Origin of the sequence: Arthrobacter sp. UYEF21, from assembly GCF_040546085.1 — a bacterium.
GTDB lineage: Bacteria > Actinomycetota > Actinomycetes > Actinomycetales > Micrococcaceae > Arthrobacter.
Genome location: NZ_JBEPNF010000055.1, coordinates 1 through 1,174, shown reverse-complemented (window position 1 = coordinate 1,174; position 1,174 = coordinate 1). Strand labels below are relative to the sequence as shown.

The window sequence follows — 1,174 nt, the reverse complement described above, 5'->3', positions numbered from 1 at the left end:
GGCCGGCCCCTTTCCAAGACAAGGAAACCGGCCTCGGGCCGTTACGGCTCAAACCTGAGGAACCCTCAAACAATTACCGACCCACGCACCTAGTCGGCTTCCGGTCCTGAGCAGTAGTGACAGTCATCAGAACACAGTTTGGTCACGATTCGACCAGCTGTAGTTCGTAGCCATCCCGGATATGGAACAGACGGCGGCCATCAAAAGGGTCGTGGACCCAAATAACGTGACCGTCCGCTGTCCGGGCGTCCACTAATCCGACATACGCTGGGCGCCCGCTGCCGACCAGCTGCACCTTGTCTCCAACTTGGACATCGTCCCAGTCGGACCCTCCTACTCGATTTATCCCTGAAGTCACAACTCTCTCTCCTCGTTGTTTGTTTGCAGCAGCACCTGATGAACTGACTCAAGCGGAAGGCGGGGAACCTCTCGACGGATGAGTTGACGGCGAAATGGGTCAGGGGGCCGTGTCACCGTCAGTCCCCCTGAGAGCGAAAGTTGAGTCAGCCAGCGTACTCAGGTGAGTATTTGAAGGCTGGAACTTGCCTGCCTGCAGTTCGAGGACGATGGCTGAGGGGTGGCCGGGACGCAGGCCGAGCCGTGGCGTGTCCGCGAGGAGGAGACATCGTTGCTGCACGGACCAATCCGATAGGAGGCCCGCGATGCCGGTCACCGGCCTGTCTGCTCCCAGCTGCTCCCAGGTCTCGCCTAACGGGACCGTGTCGCTGAGTTCGAAGGTGTACCGGGCAGGGTCATGCCGGGTGACCCTAATCCCCACAGACCCATGGGCCATTGCTGCTTGCCGGAGCAAGTCCTCTGCCTCGTTAAGCAACTCGTAAAGTTCTTCAGGTCTCTCGATGAGGACTTCCCAAGACTCGATTGTCTGACTGCTCACGGTCAACACTTCCTTGACTTGGACGCGCGTTCAAGCCAATTGCCCTTCGGTGGTCCAAGCGACGATCAGCGCCAGATGCGCGCCGCGGGCGTCCTTGCCCCTGCAGCAACAGCGGGTGATGGATAGCGGTTGCTGTAGGGGCAAAGTAGCGATTCGTGCCATCTGGTTCATGGCCGTCGCCCGATGACGGCGGCGACCATGAACCGATCCGCTTAGAGCTTCCTTAGGAGGACATGGAGCCGTGTGCGGTGAAGAAGCCCAGGCCGTAGTCGGGGGTTT

General features: G+C 59.9%; 1 protein-coding gene. It reads right to left on the bottom strand.

The genetic code is table 11. The features are described 5' to 3' along the window. Window positions 1-457: 457 nt before the first annotated feature. Window positions 458-895, bottom strand: coding sequence for a hypothetical protein (locus ABIB27_RS19330; protein WP_354254709.1), 438 nt, complete (start codon window positions 893-895; stop codon window positions 458-460). Window positions 896-1,174: the final 279 nt, after the last annotated feature.